Origin of the sequence: Schlegelella aquatica (assembly GCF_026013905.1) — a bacterium.
GTDB lineage: Bacteria > Pseudomonadota > Gammaproteobacteria > Burkholderiales > Burkholderiaceae_C > Caldimonas > Caldimonas aquatica.
This window is the reverse complement of record NZ_CP110257.1, coordinates 1,034,515-1,048,886: the sequence shown is the minus strand read 5'-3', so window position 1 is coordinate 1,048,886 and position 14,372 is coordinate 1,034,515. Positions and strand designations below refer to the sequence as shown.

Here is a 14,372-nt window from a genome sequence, read left to right as displayed (position 1 = left end):
TGGCGGCACCCTCCGGGGCGCGCCCCGGGGCCGGTCGTCCCGCCCTGGGCGGCCGGCCTGCGGGCAGGGCTTCCGGGCCGTGCCGCCTTCGTTTCCAAGGTCCACGGCATGTCCGAACTCGCCAAGTCCTTCGAACCCAAGTCCATCGAGGCCAAATGGGGCCCCGAGTGGGAGCGCCGGCGCCTGTACGCCCCCACGCTGGACGAGAGCCGCCCGTCGTTCTGCATCCAGCTGCCGCCACCCAACGTCACCGGCACGCTGCACATGGGCCACGCGTTCAACCAGACCATCATGGACGCGCTGACCCGCTACCACCGCATGCGCGGCCACAACACGCTGTGGGTGCCGGGCACCGACCACGCGGGCATCGCCACGCAGATCGTGGTGGAGCGCCAACTGCAGGCCAAGGGCCAGTCCCGCCACGACCTGGGCCGCGAGAATTTCGTCGCCAAGGTCTGGGAGTGGAAGGAGCAGTCCGGCTCCACCATCACGCAGCAGATGCGGCGCATGGGCGCGTCCGTCTCGTGGGAGCACGAGTACTTCACGATGGACGAGAAGCTGTCGAAGGTCGTGACCGAGACCTTCGTGCAGCTCTATGAGCAGGGGCTCATCTACCGCGGCAAGCGCCTGGTGAACTGGGACCCGGTGCTCAAGTCCGCCGTCTCGGACCTGGAGGTCGAAAGCGAGGAAGAGGACGGTTCTCTGTGGCACATCCGCTACCCGCTCGCCGACGGCTCGGGCTCGCTGGTGGTGGCCACCACCCGGCCCGAGACCATGCTCGGCGACACCGCCGTCATGGTGCATCCGCAAGACGAGCGCTACACGGCGTTCCACGGCAAGGAGGTGCTGCTGCCGCTCACCGGCCGCCGCATCCCGGTCATCACCGACGCCTACGTGGACCGCGAGTTCGGCACCGGCGTCGTCAAGGTCACCCCGGCGCACGACTTCAACGACTATGCCGTGAGCCAGCGCCACGGGCTGCCCGTCCTCAACATCTTCACGCTCGAGGCCCGCACCAACGACGCGGTGCCCGAGCCCTATCGCGGGCTGGACCGCTTCGAGGCGCGCAAGAAGGTGGTGGCCGACCTCGAGGCGCAAGGGCTGCTGATCGAGGTCAAGAAGCACCGCTTGATGGTGCCGCGCTGCGCGCGCACGGGCCAGATCGTCGAGCCCATGCTCACCGACCAGTGGTTCGTCGCCGTGACCAAGCCGGGCCCGGACGGCAAGTCCATCGCCGAGAAGGCGATCGAGGTGGTGCAGGACGGCCGCGTGCGCTTCGTGCCGGAGCAGTGGGTCAACACTTACAACCAGTGGATGAAGAACATCCAGGACTGGTGCATCTCGCGCCAGCTGTGGTGGGGCCATCAGATCCCGGCCTGGTACGGCACGGGCGGCGAGCTCTTCGTCGCGCGCAGCGAGGAGGAGGCCCGCGCCAAGGCGAAGGCCGCCGGCTACGAGGGGCCGCTCGCCCGCGACGAGGACGTGCTGGACACCTGGTACTCCTCGGCGCTCGTGCCCTTCTCGTCGCTGGGCTGGCCCAACGAGACGAAGGAGCTGCAGCTCTTCCTGCCCTCCAGCGTGCTCGTCACCGGCTTCGACATCATCTTCTTCTGGGTCGCGCGGATGATCATGATGACGGTGCACTTCACCGGCAAGGTGCCCTTCCGCGATGTCTACATCCACGGCCTGGTGCGCGATGCGCACGGCAAGAAGATGAGCAAGTCCGAGGGCAACGTGCTCGACCCGGTGGACCTCATCGATGGCATCGCGCTCCAGCCCCTGCTCGACAAGCGCACCACCGGCCTGCGCCGCCCCGAGACGGCGCCCAAGATCCGCGAGGCGACGAAGAAGGAGTTCCCCGAGGGCATCCCCGGCTACGGCGCCGACGCGTTGCGCTTCACCTTCGCCGCGCTCGCCAGCCTGGGCCGCAACATCAACTTCGACAGCAAGCGCTGCGAGGGCTACCGCAACTTCTGCAACAAGCTCTGGAATGCCACGCGCTTCGTGCTGATGAACTGCGAGGGCCAGGACTGTGGCCTGGCCGAGCATGGGGCCGATGCCTGCGCGGCGGGCGGCTACCTCGAGTTCTCGATGGCCGACCGCTGGATCACCGGTGAACTGCAGCGCGTGGAGGCGGCGGTCGAACAGGGCTTTGCGGAGTACCGGCTCGACAACGTCGCCAACGCGATCTACCAATTCGTCTGGGACCAGTACTGCGACTGGTATCTGGAGATCGCCAAGGTTCAGATCGCCCACGGCAACGAGGCCCGGCAACGCGCCACGCGGCGCACGCTCATCCGCGTGCTGGAGACGGTGCTGCGTCTGCTGCACCCCGTCACGCCCTTCATCACCGAGGAGCTGTGGCAGAAGGTGGCGCCGGTGGCCGGGCGCAAGCGGGCCGACTCGGACGAATCCATCGTCCACGCGCCCTACCCGAAGGCGCAGCTCGACCGCGTCGACCCCAACGCCGATGCCTGGATGGAGCGGCTGAAGGCCCTGGTGGGCGCCTGCCGCAACCTGCGCGGCGAAATGAACCTCTCCCCTGCCCAGAGGGTGCCGCTCTACGTTTTCGGGCAGGACAATGTGCTGCACGACGCCGCCCCGGTCATCCAGGCCCTTGCCAAGCTGAGCGAGGTGCGCCCGTTCGCAGACGAGCGCTCCTTCGGCGAGGCGACGCGCCTGGCGCCGGTGGCGGTGCTGGGCGATCTGCGCCTGGCTTTGCACGTCGAGGTCGACGTGGCTGCCGAGCGCGAACGCCTTGCCAAGGAGATCAAGCGGCTCGAAGGCGAGGTGGCGAAGGCCGAGGCGAAGCTCGGTAACGAAAGTTTTGTGTCCCGAGCCCCCGCTAACGTCGTGGAACAGGAGCGTCAGCGTCTGCAAGAATTCGGGGCTACCCTAGCTCGCTTGCGAGAGCAGATGGCCCGGCTGGGGTAAGGCGCCCCTGGCGGCGGGCTGTCGACCAACAGGAGGAAAACATGCTCGTCACCAAAGCCGTGTTCCCCGTGGCCGGCCTCGGCACCCGGTTCTTGCCCGCCACCAAGGCGCAGCCCAAGGAGATGCTGCCGGTGGTGGACAAGCCGCTGATCCAGTACGCGGTGGAAGAAGCCTACGCGGCCGGCATCCGGGAAATGATCTTCGTCACCGGCCGCACCAAGCGGCCGATCGAAGACCACTTCGACATGGCCTACGAGCTCGAGACCGAGCTCGAGGCCGCGGGCAAGCACGAGCTGCTGAAGATCGTCCAGTCCATCAAGCCGGACGACATGGAGTGCGTGTTCGTGCGCCAACCCAAGATGCTGGGCCTCGGCCACGCGGTGCTGTGCGCGGAGCGTCTGGTCAACGGGCACCCGTTCGCGGTCCTGCTCGCCGACGACCTGATGGTCGGCGAGCCCCCCGTGATGAAGCAGATGGTCGAGCAGTTCAACGACTGGAAAGCGACCATCATCGCCGTGCAGGAAGTGCCCGAAGAGCAGACGCGCCGCTACGGCATCGTCGCCGGCACGCCGGTCAACGACCGCCTGGTCGATGTGCAGCAGATCGTCGAGAAACCCAGCCCCGAGAATGCGCCCTCGCGCCTGGGCGTGGCGGGCCGCTACATCCTCACGTCGGGCATCTTCGACGAGATCCGCCGCCAGCCGCGCGGGGTGGGAGGCGAGATCCAGCTCACCGACGGCATCGCCGGCCTGTTGCGCCGCGAGAAGGTGTTCGCCTACCGCTACGAAGGCGTGCGCTACGACTGCGGCAGCAAGGAGGGTTTCTTGCAGGCCACCGTCGAGCTGGCGCTGGGTCACCCGCAGTTGGGCCCGGGCTTCCGCGAGTACCTGCGCGGGCTGGACATCTGCTGAGGCGCGGCGCTCGGCCGGCCGGCGCCGGGCCGTGACCCCCGTGGGGGGACGCCCGGCGGGCGCCCTTTCTTCATTCGTCAGCGCCGCCGCAGCACGTGGACGAACTCCTTGTCGAGCGTCTGCTGCTCGACGAGCTCGTTGCCCGTCTGTTTGGCGAACGCCTGGAAGTCCCGCAGCGAGCCGGGGTCGGTGGCGACCACCCGCAGCAACTCGCCGCTTTGCATCTCGGCCAGGGCCTTCTTGGCCTTGAGGATGGGCAGCGGGCAGTTCAGGCCGCGGGTGTCGAGTTCCTTGTGCACGTCCATGGTGGGCAGTCCTCTCAAACCCTGAAGATTGTAGGAGGCCCGCCACTGCCCCGCGAAGGACGGGGGGCCAGCCCCGTTCCGGCCCGCGTCAGGTCGCCGGCGCGTCCGGCCGGGGCAAGTCGATGAACTGCGGCTCGTGGCCGCGGCTGCGCAGCCATTGCGCCAGCATGAGGCCGGTGCCGGCCCGCCAGCAGCGCACGGTCTGCGGCGTGAACAGTTTGTACTCGGCCAGCTCCGGCGAGAGCACGATCGGCCCGTGCGCGACGGCGTGGTAAGTGATGATGACCTGGTTCATGCGCTGGAAGTCGCTCACACCGACCAGGCTCAGCTCGCTGACCTGCAGCGAGGTCTCCTCGGCGATCTCGCGGCGGATGCCGTCCTCGGGCGACTCGCCCGCCTCCATGAAGCCGGTGATGAGCGCGAACATCCGGCCCGACCAGGCGGCGTTGCGCGCGAGCAGCAGTTGCCCGCCGCGATCGGCCAGTTCGATGATGGCCGCCAGCACGGGCGTGGGGTTGTTCCAGTGGGTGTAGCCGCAGGCCGCGCAGCGCAGGCGTTCGCGCTCGCCGTCATGGACCCGCACGAGCGGTGTGGCGCAGGCAGGGCAGAATCTGTACTCGTACGTCACAGCTCTTGTCGCGTCGGACCGTCCCGTGCATCCTACCGCCTCGCGCCCGGTGCATTCCAACCAGAGCGGCCCGCACCCGGCACTCGAACGCACGGTACGGCGCCACCTCGCCCACCCCTTCCGGCGCCCGCCGGCTGCTCACGCGCGCGAGGCCTTCGCCCGCCTGGTGGAGCGGGCTGACGGGCGACCTTGGATCCTGGACAGCGCGTGCGGCACCGGCGAGAGCACTGCACGGCTGGCGCAGCGGCACCCCGAGGCCTGGGTGGTCGGCATCGATCGATCCGAGGAGCGCCTCTCGCGCGGGCGGCGCAAGCTGGCCGCCGCCCTGCCCGGCAATGCCATCCTGCTGCGCACCGACGCCCCTGACCTGTGGCACCTCATGGCCGAAGCCGGCTGGTGCGTGGCGTGCCACTACCTGCTCTATCCCAACCCCTGGCCGAAGGCGGAGCACTTGGGCCGGCGCTGGCACGGCCACCCCCGCTTTGCCGACCTGCTGCGTCTGGGCGGGCGGCTGGAGCTGCGCACCAACTGGCCCGTGTACGCGCAGGAGTTCGCCCACGCGTTGCAGGTCGCAGGCCACGCAGCCACGCTCGGCGTCGTGGCCGCGCCCGAGACGGAGCCGATCTCGCCCTTCGAGCGGAAGTACGCGCTGTCCGGGCACACGCTGTGGCGCCTGCAGGCGCAGCTGCCCGGTGCGCCGGCCCGGCCCGGCGCCGAGCGTCAGGCGGGGAACACCCCGGTGGACAGATAGCGGTCGCCGCGGTCGCACACGACGAAGACGATCGTCGCGTTCTCGACCTGCTTGGCGATCTGCAAGGCCACCCAGCACGCTCCAGCCGCCGAGATCCCGCCGAACAGGCCCTCCTCGCGGGCCAACCGCCGGGCCATGTCCTCCGCGTCGGCCTGCGTCACGTAGACGAGCTCGTCGACGGCGCTCGGGTCGTAGATCTTGGGCAGGTACTCCTGCGGCCACTTGCGGATGCCGGGAATGCGCGAGCCCTCGCTCGGCTGAGCCCCGATGATGCGCACCGCTGGGTTCTTCTCCTTCAGGTAGCGCGACACGCCGGTGATGGTGCCCGTGGTGCCCATGGCGCTCACGAAATGCGTGATCCGTCCCTCGGTGTCCTGCCAGATCTCAGGGCCCGTAGTCTCGTAGTGGATGCGCGGGTTGTCGGCGTTGGCGAACTGGTCGAGCACCAAGCCCTTGCCGTCACGTTGCATCTGCTCGGCCAGGTCGCGCGCGTACTCCATGCCACCGGCCTTGGGCGTGAGGATGATCTCGGCGCCGAACGCCTTCATCGTCTGCGCCCGCTCGATGGAAAGGTCCTCCGGCATGATCAGCACCATCCGGTAGCCGCGGATGGCGGCCGCCATCGCCAGCGCAATGCCCGTGTTGCCCGAGGTGGCCTCGATGAGCGTGTCGCCCGGCTTGATCTGCCCGCGCTCCTCGGCGCGCCGGATCATGCTCATCGCAGGACGGTCCTTGACCGAGCCCGCGGGGTTGTTGCCCTCCAGCTTGCCGAGGATCACGTTGCCGCGGCGCTCGTTCTCGGCGCCCGGCAGGCGCTGCAAGCGCACGAGCGGGGTGCGGCCGATGACGTCTTCGATGGTCTGGTAGCGAGGCATGGTCGACACACGTTTCTTAGGAATGCGCTGCGTGCATTGTCGCAGCCTCTCACCGCAACGCGCGGCCGCCGCGGGTTTCCGTGCCGCCCGTGAGGGGGCTCGGGCGGGTGGCGCGGCCCGGCCGCCCCAGCCCCCCTCCGCTCGCGCTATGACATAATCGCGGGCTCATCCCACCAGCGGCCCAGGTGGCGAAATAGGTAGACGCAAGGGACTCAAAATCCCTCGCCAGCGATGGCGTGCCGGTTCGAGTCCGGCCCTGGGCACCAAGTGGCACAGCGGCGGCTGCGGCGATCGCGGTGACTCACGGCAACGCGGATGTTTCCGCATCCCTTCCGCCACCCTTTCCCGCAAGAGGTCACCGACCTCCGGTCACTCCCCCGCCCACTCCACCGGCTCGCTGCCCCCGCGACACGGCTGGCGGCTATCATCCCCGCTCCTGGCCCCCGGGCCCCTTGATGCCGCGAGAGACGATGCCGCCCCTGCCCCCGATCACCAAAGCGCTCCTGCTCATCAACGTCGCTGCGTTCTGCATCGACCTCATCCTCGGGCCGTGGCTCATGGGCTTGCTGGCGCTGTGGCCGGTCCACTCGGGGCTGTTCATGCCCTGGCAAATCGTCACCTACGCGTTCCTGCACGGCAGCCTCGGGCACCTGTTCTTCAACATGCTGGGCCTGTGGATGTTCGGCAGCGAGCTGGAGCGGCTGTGGGGCGAGAAGCGCTTCGCGCAGTTCTATGCCGCCAGCATCCTCACCGCCGCCGCCGCACAACTGATCGTCACGTCGCTCACCGGCTCGAACGTGCCCACCGTCGGCGCCTCGGGCGGCCTGTTCGGGCTGCTGCTGGCCTACGGGATCCTGTTCCCGAATCGCACGATCATGCCGCTCTTTCCGCCCATCCCGATGAAGGCCAAGGTCTTCGTCGCCATCTACGGCGGCTTGGAGCTCTTCTTCGGCGTGACGGGCACCGCCTCGGGCATCGCCCACTTCGCTCACCTGGGCGGAATGCTGGGCGGCTTCCTGATGATCCGCTACTGGCGCGGGCAACCGCCTTTCGGCGGGCGAGGCGGACGGCGGTTTTGACCCCTGCTATGACGTGCGAAAAAAGCAGCGACGATTGGATGAGAACCACCCCTTAAGACCCTGCATGGCAAGGAATGACACGGCGCGGGCCGCCAAGGTGCCAACCTCGGCTTCGAAGCCGAGCTGTTCAAGGCCCCCGACAAGCTGCGCCGATGCGGCCATCGAGGCCCACCTGCGGGCGCTGGGCTTTTGAACGCTGCGTTGAACATGGCCCCCAAGCGTCGCCTTGATCAATGCTGCGTTGAACACGGCAGTCTTCGCGTGACCTCGGCGTGGAGAGTGAGATGACCTCCGATGAACTCTTGCGGATGATCGCCGTGGGCGAAACCCTGGCGGCCGAGTTCAAGGGTGAGGAACGCACACCTCTCAATGATCGCGACCTCGTGAAGGCCGTCGTGTGCCTGGCCAATCGCAACGGACATGAACCGGGATATCTCTTGATCGGCGTCGAAGACGACGGCCGCGTCACGGGGGCCGCCCGCGGCACGGCGACACCACCGACCGAAACAAGCTGGCGGCCCTGATCGCCAACCAGACCCGCCCGTCGGTGGCCGTGCGGGCCGAATCGGTCGAGCTCGGTGGCCATTGCGTCCTTGTGATCGAGATACCAGCACAACAGCACCCGGTGGCCACCGCAGACGGCGTATTCTTGCGCCGCACGATAGGCGGCGACGGCAAACCCGCTTGCGTGCCGATGGATGCCTATGCCGTGCAGTCCTTGCAAGCAGGCCGCGGTCTCCTGGATCCCTCGGCGCAGATCGTCGCCGACGCCCGCTGGCAGGACCTCGATCCGTTGGAGTTCGAGCGCTTCCGCCGCAGCGTACGGGAGCGACGCGGCCGCAGCGACGAAAGGCTGCTCGATCTGCCGGATCTCGAACTGGCCAAAGCACTCGGCGTGGTCGAGGCCAACGGCAGCGTGCGCGGCGTGCGCCTGGCGGCCCTGCTGCTCTTCGGCAAGGAAGACGCGCTGCGCCGCTTTGCGCCCGCCCACGAGGCTGCCTTTCAGGTGCTGCGCGGGCTCGACGTGGAAGTCAACGACTTCTTCCGCTGGCCGCTGCTGAGGATCATGGAGGAGATCGAGGCGCGCATACGCGCCCGCAACCGCGAGCAGGAGCTGATGGTGGGCCTGCTGCGCGTCGGGGTGCCGGATTACCCCGAGCGTGCCCTGCGCGAGGCGGTGGCTAACGCCCTCATTCACCGCGACTATCTGCGACTGGGGGCGGTGCATTTCCAGTGGCACCCGAACCGGATCGAGATCAGCAACCCCGGCGGCTTCCCGGAAGGCGTGCGCCTCGACAACCTGCTCGTCACCGCGCCTCGCCCGAGGAACCCGTTGCTCGCCGATGCCTTCAAGCGCGCCGGCATCGTCGAACGCACCGCGCGCGGCATCGATACCATCTTCTACGAGCAGTTGCGCAACGGCCGCCCGGCGCCGTCTTACGCGCGCAGTGATGCGACGGCGGTCAACATCGTCATCCCTGGTGGCGAGGCGAATCTCGATTTCGTGCGTCTGCTCGTCACGGAAGGCCAAAGTGGGCGCGTCCTGGGCTTGGACGAGCTGCTGATCCTCAACGCCTTGTGGCAGGAGCGCAGCCTCACGACCGGCGATGCCGCACACCTGCTGCAGAAGCCAGAAGCGGAAACCCGCGCCACGTTGCACACCCTGGTGGAAGCGGGCCTCGTCGAAGAGCGCGGGCAGAAGAAGGGCCGCACCTGGCACTTGGCCGCCGCCGTGTATCGCCTGCTGGGCGACAAGGCGGGCTACGTCCGGCAGCGCGGGTTCGAGCCGTTACAGCAGGAGCAGATGGTGCTGCAATACGTGGAAAAGCACGGGCGGATCACGCGCCGGGAGGCCGCGGAGTTGTGCCGGATCGGCCCCTACCAAGCGACGCGCTTGTTGTCGAAACTCGTGGACGACGGCCGCCTGGTGCGCCATGGTGCGCGCAAAGGCGCCTGGTATGCGCGCGGACAAAAGAATTGAGCGCGCTCATAAGCTTTGGAGAGCCGCTCATATTTATGAGCGCCGTCCATAGAAATGCACGCGCGCATCTGTCTGGGCGATGCGTGCATCACTCGGGCACGAGGCGGCGGCAGGCAGAGGCCGCCGAGCCGATGCCGCCGTTGACCCAACTGGCTGGCAAGATGAAGCTCTGTGCTCCCACCCGAACGTGGTCATCGGGCGAAAGGGTGCTTATAGAGGCGTCCACTATTCGGCAGCGCCCTTCTTCCTAGTCGACACGGCTTTCTATCTGGAGCCATGGGTTGAGATCGACATGCCCTGGGCCTATTACGAGCTGCCAGGGCAGGACATCAACCCCTCCCTCACCGTCGGATACCGCAGCCGCAGCCGCAGCTCGCGCTTGAGCCGGGAGTTGTCCAGCCGGCGCGACTCGCTCATGAAGGACAGCAGCGTGGGGGGCAGTCGCTCGCCGGCCTCGGCGCGCGAGATGCGGGGCGGGCGTGGCAGGCCGCAGAGGTCGGCCGCCAGGTCGAAGTAGTCGCCCATCTTCAGCTCGGTGTCGTCGCAGGCGTGGAGCACGCGCTGGGGCCGGCCCAGGAAGAGCGCCCTCAGGCACGCGCGGGCGAGGTCGTCCGCGTGGATGTGGTTGGTGTAGACGTCGTCCTCGGCCTGCAGCACCGGCGTGCCGCGCAGGAGCCGCTCGCGGGGGTGCCCGCCGGCGCGGTCAGCGGCGTAGATGCCGGGCACGCGCAGGACGGTGCAACTCACGCCGAAGGCGCGGCCGAACCATCGCACGCGCTGCTCGGCGTCCACCCGGCGTCGGGCCCGGGCGCTGCGCGGAGAGGGCGGGCGCGTCTCGTCGAAACGCGCGCCCCGCGCGTCGCCATAGACGCCGGTGGTGCTGGCGTACACCAGCGCTCTCGGCAGCCCGCGGCGGCTCAGGGACTGCAGCAGGTGCTGCGTGCGCCGGTCCACCTCGCCCTCGCCGGAGGGCGGCGCGAGGTGGAGCACGCGCCCCGCGAGGCCGGCCAGTCGATGCAAGCTCGCACCTTCGTCCAGATCGCCGAGCAGCGGCACGAGCCCCAAGGCGCGCAACGCCTCGCGGCGCGCGACCTGCGAGGTGAGTGCGTAGACGCGCAGCCGCCCGGCGTGCAGCCGCCGGCCCAACAGCCTGGCCACGCGCTGGCCGACATCGCCGCAGCCGACGATGAGCAGCCGCGATCGACGCAAGAGGCAAGACGAAGCACTGCGCATCAGAAACAAGGGTGATACAAACCCGGCAAAATGCTGGGTTTTGCAGGATGAGGAGCGGCCGGCCGGATCGGACCGAAAGGATCGACCCCGAGCGCCACGCCGCAAAGACCGCCAGTGTAAGAGCCGCCGGTGCAGCACGGTCGGCGCCGCCACACCGCAAGACGCAAAGACGCCCAGACGCGCGAGGAGTATCACGCCATGACCTTCACCGTGACCGTGCAGCCCAGCGGCCACAACTTCGACGTGCAGCGCGATGAGACCGTGCTGGCCGCCGCCATCCGCCAAGGCGTGGGCCTGCCTTATGGCTGCAAAGACGGCGCTTGCGGCTCGTGCAAGAGCCGGCTGCTGGAGGGCCGCGTGATCCACGGGGCCCACCAGCTCAAGGCGCTGTCGCCGGCCGAGGAGGAGGCGGGCTTCGTGCTGACGTGCTGCGCCACGCCGCAAACCGATTTGGTGATCGAATCGCGCGAGGTCGTGGGCGCGGGCATGTTCCCGGTCAAGAAGATGCCGTGTCGCGTGACGAGCATCGACAAGCCGGCGCCGGACGTCGCCGTGCTGCGGCTGCAACTGCCCGCCAACGACCGGCTGCAGTACCACGCCGGGCAGTACGTCGAATTCATCCTGCGCGACGGCTCGCGCCGCAGCTACTCGATGGCCAACGCGCCCCACACGCAGGAGCAGCAACCGGGGATCGAACTGCACATCCGCCACATGCCGGGCGGCAAGTTCACCGACCACGTGTTCGGCACGATGAAGGAAAAGGAGATCCTGCGTCTGGAGGGGCCGTTCGGCAGCTTCTTCCTGCGCGAGGACAGCGACAAGCCGATCGTGCTGCTCGCCTCGGGCACCGGCTTCGCGCCGATCAAGGCCATCATCGAGCACATGGAGCACAAGGGCATCCGGCGCCCCGCCGTGCTCTACTGGGGCTGCCGCAGCCGGGCCGACCTGTACCTGCACGAGTGGGCCGAGCAGGCCGCCCAACGCCTGCCGAACCTGCGCTACGTGCCGGTGCTCTCCGAGCCCAAGCCCGACGACCGCTGGAGCGGCCGCACCGGCTTCGTGCACCAGGCCGTGATGGAAGACCTGCCCGACCTCTCGGGCTACCAGGTGTATGCCTGCGGCGCCCCGGTGATGGTGGAGTCGGCACAGCGGGACTTCGTCGCCAAGTGCCAGCTGCCGCCGGAGGAGTTCTACGCCGACTCCTTCACCTCGGAAGCCGACAAGCACTGAGTCTGGACCACAGCGCCGCGCCTCGAGCGCGAGGGCCGGCGCCCACGAAGGAAGAAGGCGATGGATCGACGCGAATGGATGCGGCAGGCGGCCCTCGTCGCCGCGGCGGGGCTGGCGCCCTTTCCGGGGCTGGCGCAAGCGCGCCCGACGAAGATCGTGGTGCCCTACCCGGCCGGCGGGCCGCTGGACGCGATGACGCGCGTGCTGGCCGAGAAGGTGAAGGACGCGCTGGGCACCGTGATCGTCGAGAACCGCGCCGGGGCGGGCGGCAACCTCGGCGCGGACTACGTGGCCAAATCGCAGCCGGACGGGCAGACGCTCCTCGTGGGGGCGGTGGCCACGCACGCGATCAACCCCTGGCTCTACGCGCGCATCCCCTACGATCCCATCCGGGACTTCGCCCCGATCACCCTCGTGGCACGCGTGCCCAACGTGCTGGTGATGAACGTCGAGACGGCCGAGCGGTTGCGCATCCGTACGGTGCAAGACCTGGTCGCCTACGCGCGCAAGAATCCGGGGCGCCTCAACTACGGCTCGGGCGGCAACGGCAGCGCCGGGCACCTGGCCGGCGAGATGTTCAAGACCCAGGCCAAGGTGAGCATGGTGCACATCCCGTACGCGGGCGGCGCGCCGGCCCAGCTCGGTTTGCTGTCGGGCCAGGTGGATCTGAACTTCGACAACCTCGCGACGGCCGCAGCCAACATCCGAGCGGGCAAGCTCAAGGCGCTGGCCGTCACCACGTCGGAGCGTGCGAGCGCCATGCCCGAGCTTCCGACGATCGCCGAGTCCGGGCTCTCCGGCTTCGCGGTGGACACCTGGTTCGGCCTCTTCGCCCCGGCCGGCACGCCGGCCGAGACGGTGCAGCGGCTCAACCAGCTGTTCGTCACGGCGCTGCAAAGCCCCGACGTGCGGCAGCGCTTCTCGGCGTTCATGGCAGAGCCGGCCCCCACCACCCCGGCCCGGTTCGCCGATTTCGTCCGGGCCGAGCTGGCGAAATACGAGAAGGTCGTCAAGGCCTCGGGCGCGAAGATCGACTGACCGCCTGGTGCTGGGCGCCGGGCGCCTCTCGGCCTGGCGCGCCCGGCCCGAAGCCTCGGGCCGCGCCCCTGGGCGGGCGCGGGCCGTGCGGCTTGGCGTGGGCGCGGGCCCGCGCGGCGCCTCGGGTCAGGTGGCCGACTTGCGGCGGATGAAGGCCGAGCGCTTGGCGTCTTCGGGGTAGTAGAACTGCACCTCGCCGCGGCGCCACACACCCAACCAGATCATGTTGCGCGAGAACGCGTCGTGGTCGCTCGCCGAGAACGGCTTCTCGTGCGTGGTGACCACGCCGGCATAGGGCCGTTCCAGGTTCTCGAGGGCTTGTTTGAGCGCGTCCCCGGTGGTGTTGCCCTTGGTCTGGAAGAGCACGCGCAGCATCAGGTGGACGGCATCGTACGTTTGAGCCGCGGCCATGAGCGAGCCGATGGGTTGCGAGCCCGCGTGGCGCTTGAGGCGCGCGATGAAGGACATGCGACGCTCGTTGGATGTGTCGGCGATGATGGACTGCACCATCATCGCGCCTTCGGCTGCCGCACCTGCACGCTCGGCCACCGTGCGGAAGGACAGGGGCCAAGGCCCGTAGAGCGGCCCGGTGAACTGGGCCTCGGCGCGGGCAGTGGCCAGCACCGCCAGTTCCGGCCCGACGGTGTAGCCGACGATGACGTCGGCCCGCGCGGCCTTCGCGGCCTCCACCTGCGCCGTCAGGTCCTTGACGCCGATGTCGAAGCGCGCCACATACACCGGCTTGAGGTTCTTCTCGGCCAGGAAGCGCTCGACGTCCTTGTAGCCGCCCTCGCCGTAGCCGGTGTTGTCGGCGAAGATCGCCACCCGGCTGTAGCCGCGCTTGACGATCTCGTCGACCAGGAAGCCCGCCTGCAGCGTGTCGCGCGGCGACATGCGGAAGATGTAGCTCTTGTCCGGCGGGTACTTCGCCGTCACCGCGGAGCCGGTGGCCACCGGCACCATCAACAGGTGCTTGTTGTCCTGGAAGAGGTCCAGCGACTTGAGTGCCACGCCGGTGTTGCAAAAGCCGATCGTGAAGTCGACCTTCTCCTTGAGGACGAGTTCTTCGGAGATGCGGCGCCCTTCGTCGGGGGTGGCCTTGTCGTCGCGTGCGACGAGCTCGATCGGGCGGCCCAAGTAGCCCCCGACCTCGTTGATCTCCTTGACCGCCAACTCCGCCCCGAGCCGGGCGCTGTTGCCGAAGTCGGCCGAACCGCCCGTGAAGGGGCAGATGAATCCGATGCGCACCGGCTTGGCGGGCTGCGCCCACACGCCCGCCACGCCCATCAGCAGCGCAGCGGCGACCCACAAGCTCCTGCTCTTCATGGAAGGTTGCTCCGGATGTTTCTAGGCTGCGCGACTGTGACAAATGCGCGCGACGCCAGGGATCGGGGACAACCCTTTGAA

General features: G+C 68.7%; 13 protein-coding genes and 1 tRNA gene. 9 read left to right on the top strand and 5 right to left on the bottom strand.

Annotated features, from left to right (window positions below):
• The first annotated feature begins 108 nt into the window (after positions 1-108).
• Complete coding sequence (locus OMP39_RS04745) at positions 109-2,934, top strand: valine--tRNA ligase (RefSeq protein WP_264893644.1); 2,826 nt, start codon at positions 109-111, stop codon at positions 2,932-2,934.
• 41 nt (positions 2,935-2,975) lie between these two features.
• A complete protein-coding gene (gene galU / locus OMP39_RS04740; protein ID WP_264893643.1) occupies positions 2,976-3,845 on the top strand; it encodes a UTP--glucose-1-phosphate uridylyltransferase GalU in 870 nt (289 codons plus the stop codon).
• Positions 3,846-3,922: 77 nt separating this feature from the next.
• Here the strand turns inward: galU and OMP39_RS04735 are convergent, their stop codons facing one another.
• Positions 3,923-4,150, bottom strand: coding sequence for a sulfurtransferase TusA family protein (locus tag OMP39_RS04735; RefSeq protein ID WP_264893642.1), 228 nt, complete (start codon positions 4,148-4,150; stop codon positions 3,923-3,925).
• An 88-nt stretch (positions 4,151-4,238) separates the two neighbouring features.
• A complete protein-coding gene (locus OMP39_RS04730) occupies positions 4,239-4,778 on the bottom strand; it encodes an NUDIX hydrolase (RefSeq protein ID WP_264893641.1) in 540 nt (179 codons plus the stop codon).
• 25 nt (positions 4,779-4,803) lie between these two features.
• On the opposite strand from OMP39_RS04730, the gene trmB reads away from it, so the two are divergent.
• Positions 4,804-5,529 carry a tRNA (guanine(46)-N(7))-methyltransferase TrmB gene (gene trmB / locus OMP39_RS04725; RefSeq protein WP_264893640.1) on the top strand — a complete coding sequence of 242 codons (726 nt, stop codon included), beginning with the start codon at positions 4,804-4,806 and terminating at the stop codon, positions 5,527-5,529.
• On the opposite strand, the gene cysM is transcribed toward trmB, so the two are convergent.
• A complete protein-coding gene (cysM, locus tag OMP39_RS04720) occupies positions 5,499-6,404 on the bottom strand; it encodes a cysteine synthase CysM (RefSeq protein ID WP_264893639.1) in 906 nt (301 codons plus the stop codon). The genes trmB and cysM overlap by 31 nt on opposite strands.
• A gap of 179 nt (positions 6,405-6,583) precedes the next feature.
• On the opposite strand from cysM, the gene OMP39_RS04715 reads away from it, so the two are divergent.
• The 4 genes from OMP39_RS04715 (at position 6,584) to OMP39_RS04700 (ending at position 9,464) form a co-directional block, all read left to right on the top strand.
• Positions 6,584-6,670: transfer RNA gene (locus OMP39_RS04715), tRNA-Leu, on the top strand.
• Positions 6,671-6,874: 204 nt separating this feature from the next.
• The gene (locus OMP39_RS04710) at positions 6,875-7,483 is read left to right on the top strand and encodes a rhomboid family intramembrane serine protease (RefSeq protein ID WP_264893638.1); all 609 of its coding nucleotides are present in this window, start codon (positions 6,875-6,877) and stop codon (positions 7,481-7,483) included.
• 284 nt (positions 7,484-7,767) lie between these two features.
• The gene (locus tag OMP39_RS04705; protein WP_264893637.1) at positions 7,768-8,007 is read left to right on the top strand and encodes an AlbA family DNA-binding domain-containing protein; all 240 of its coding nucleotides are present in this window, start codon (positions 7,768-7,770) and stop codon (positions 8,005-8,007) included.
• Between the two features lie 170 nt (positions 8,008-8,177).
• Positions 8,178-9,464, top strand: a complete 1,287-nt coding sequence (locus OMP39_RS04700) for an ATP-binding protein (RefSeq protein WP_264893636.1) — start codon at positions 8,178-8,180, stop codon at positions 9,462-9,464.
• A gap of 306 nt (positions 9,465-9,770) precedes the next feature.
• On the opposite strand, the gene OMP39_RS04695 is transcribed toward OMP39_RS04700, so the two are convergent.
• Positions 9,771-10,697: an NAD-dependent epimerase/dehydratase family protein gene (locus OMP39_RS04695; protein WP_264893635.1), complete on the bottom strand. Its 927-nt coding sequence runs from the start codon at positions 10,695-10,697 to the stop codon at positions 9,771-9,773.
• Between the two features lie 198 nt (positions 10,698-10,895).
• On the opposite strand from OMP39_RS04695, the gene OMP39_RS04690 reads away from it, so the two are divergent.
• Complete coding sequence (locus OMP39_RS04690; RefSeq protein ID WP_264893634.1) at positions 10,896-11,927, top strand: CDP-6-deoxy-delta-3,4-glucoseen reductase; 1,032 nt, start codon at positions 10,896-10,898, stop codon at positions 11,925-11,927.
• Between the two features lie 60 nt (positions 11,928-11,987).
• Positions 11,988-12,965, top strand: coding sequence for a Bug family tripartite tricarboxylate transporter substrate binding protein (locus OMP39_RS04685; protein ID WP_264893633.1), 978 nt, complete (start codon positions 11,988-11,990; stop codon positions 12,963-12,965).
• 126 nt (positions 12,966-13,091) lie between these two features.
• Here the strand turns inward: OMP39_RS04685 and OMP39_RS04680 are convergent, their stop codons facing one another.
• Complete coding sequence (locus tag OMP39_RS04680) at positions 13,092-14,291, bottom strand: ABC transporter substrate-binding protein (protein WP_264893632.1); 1,200 nt, start codon at positions 14,289-14,291, stop codon at positions 13,092-13,094.
• Positions 14,292-14,372: the final 81 nt, after the last annotated feature.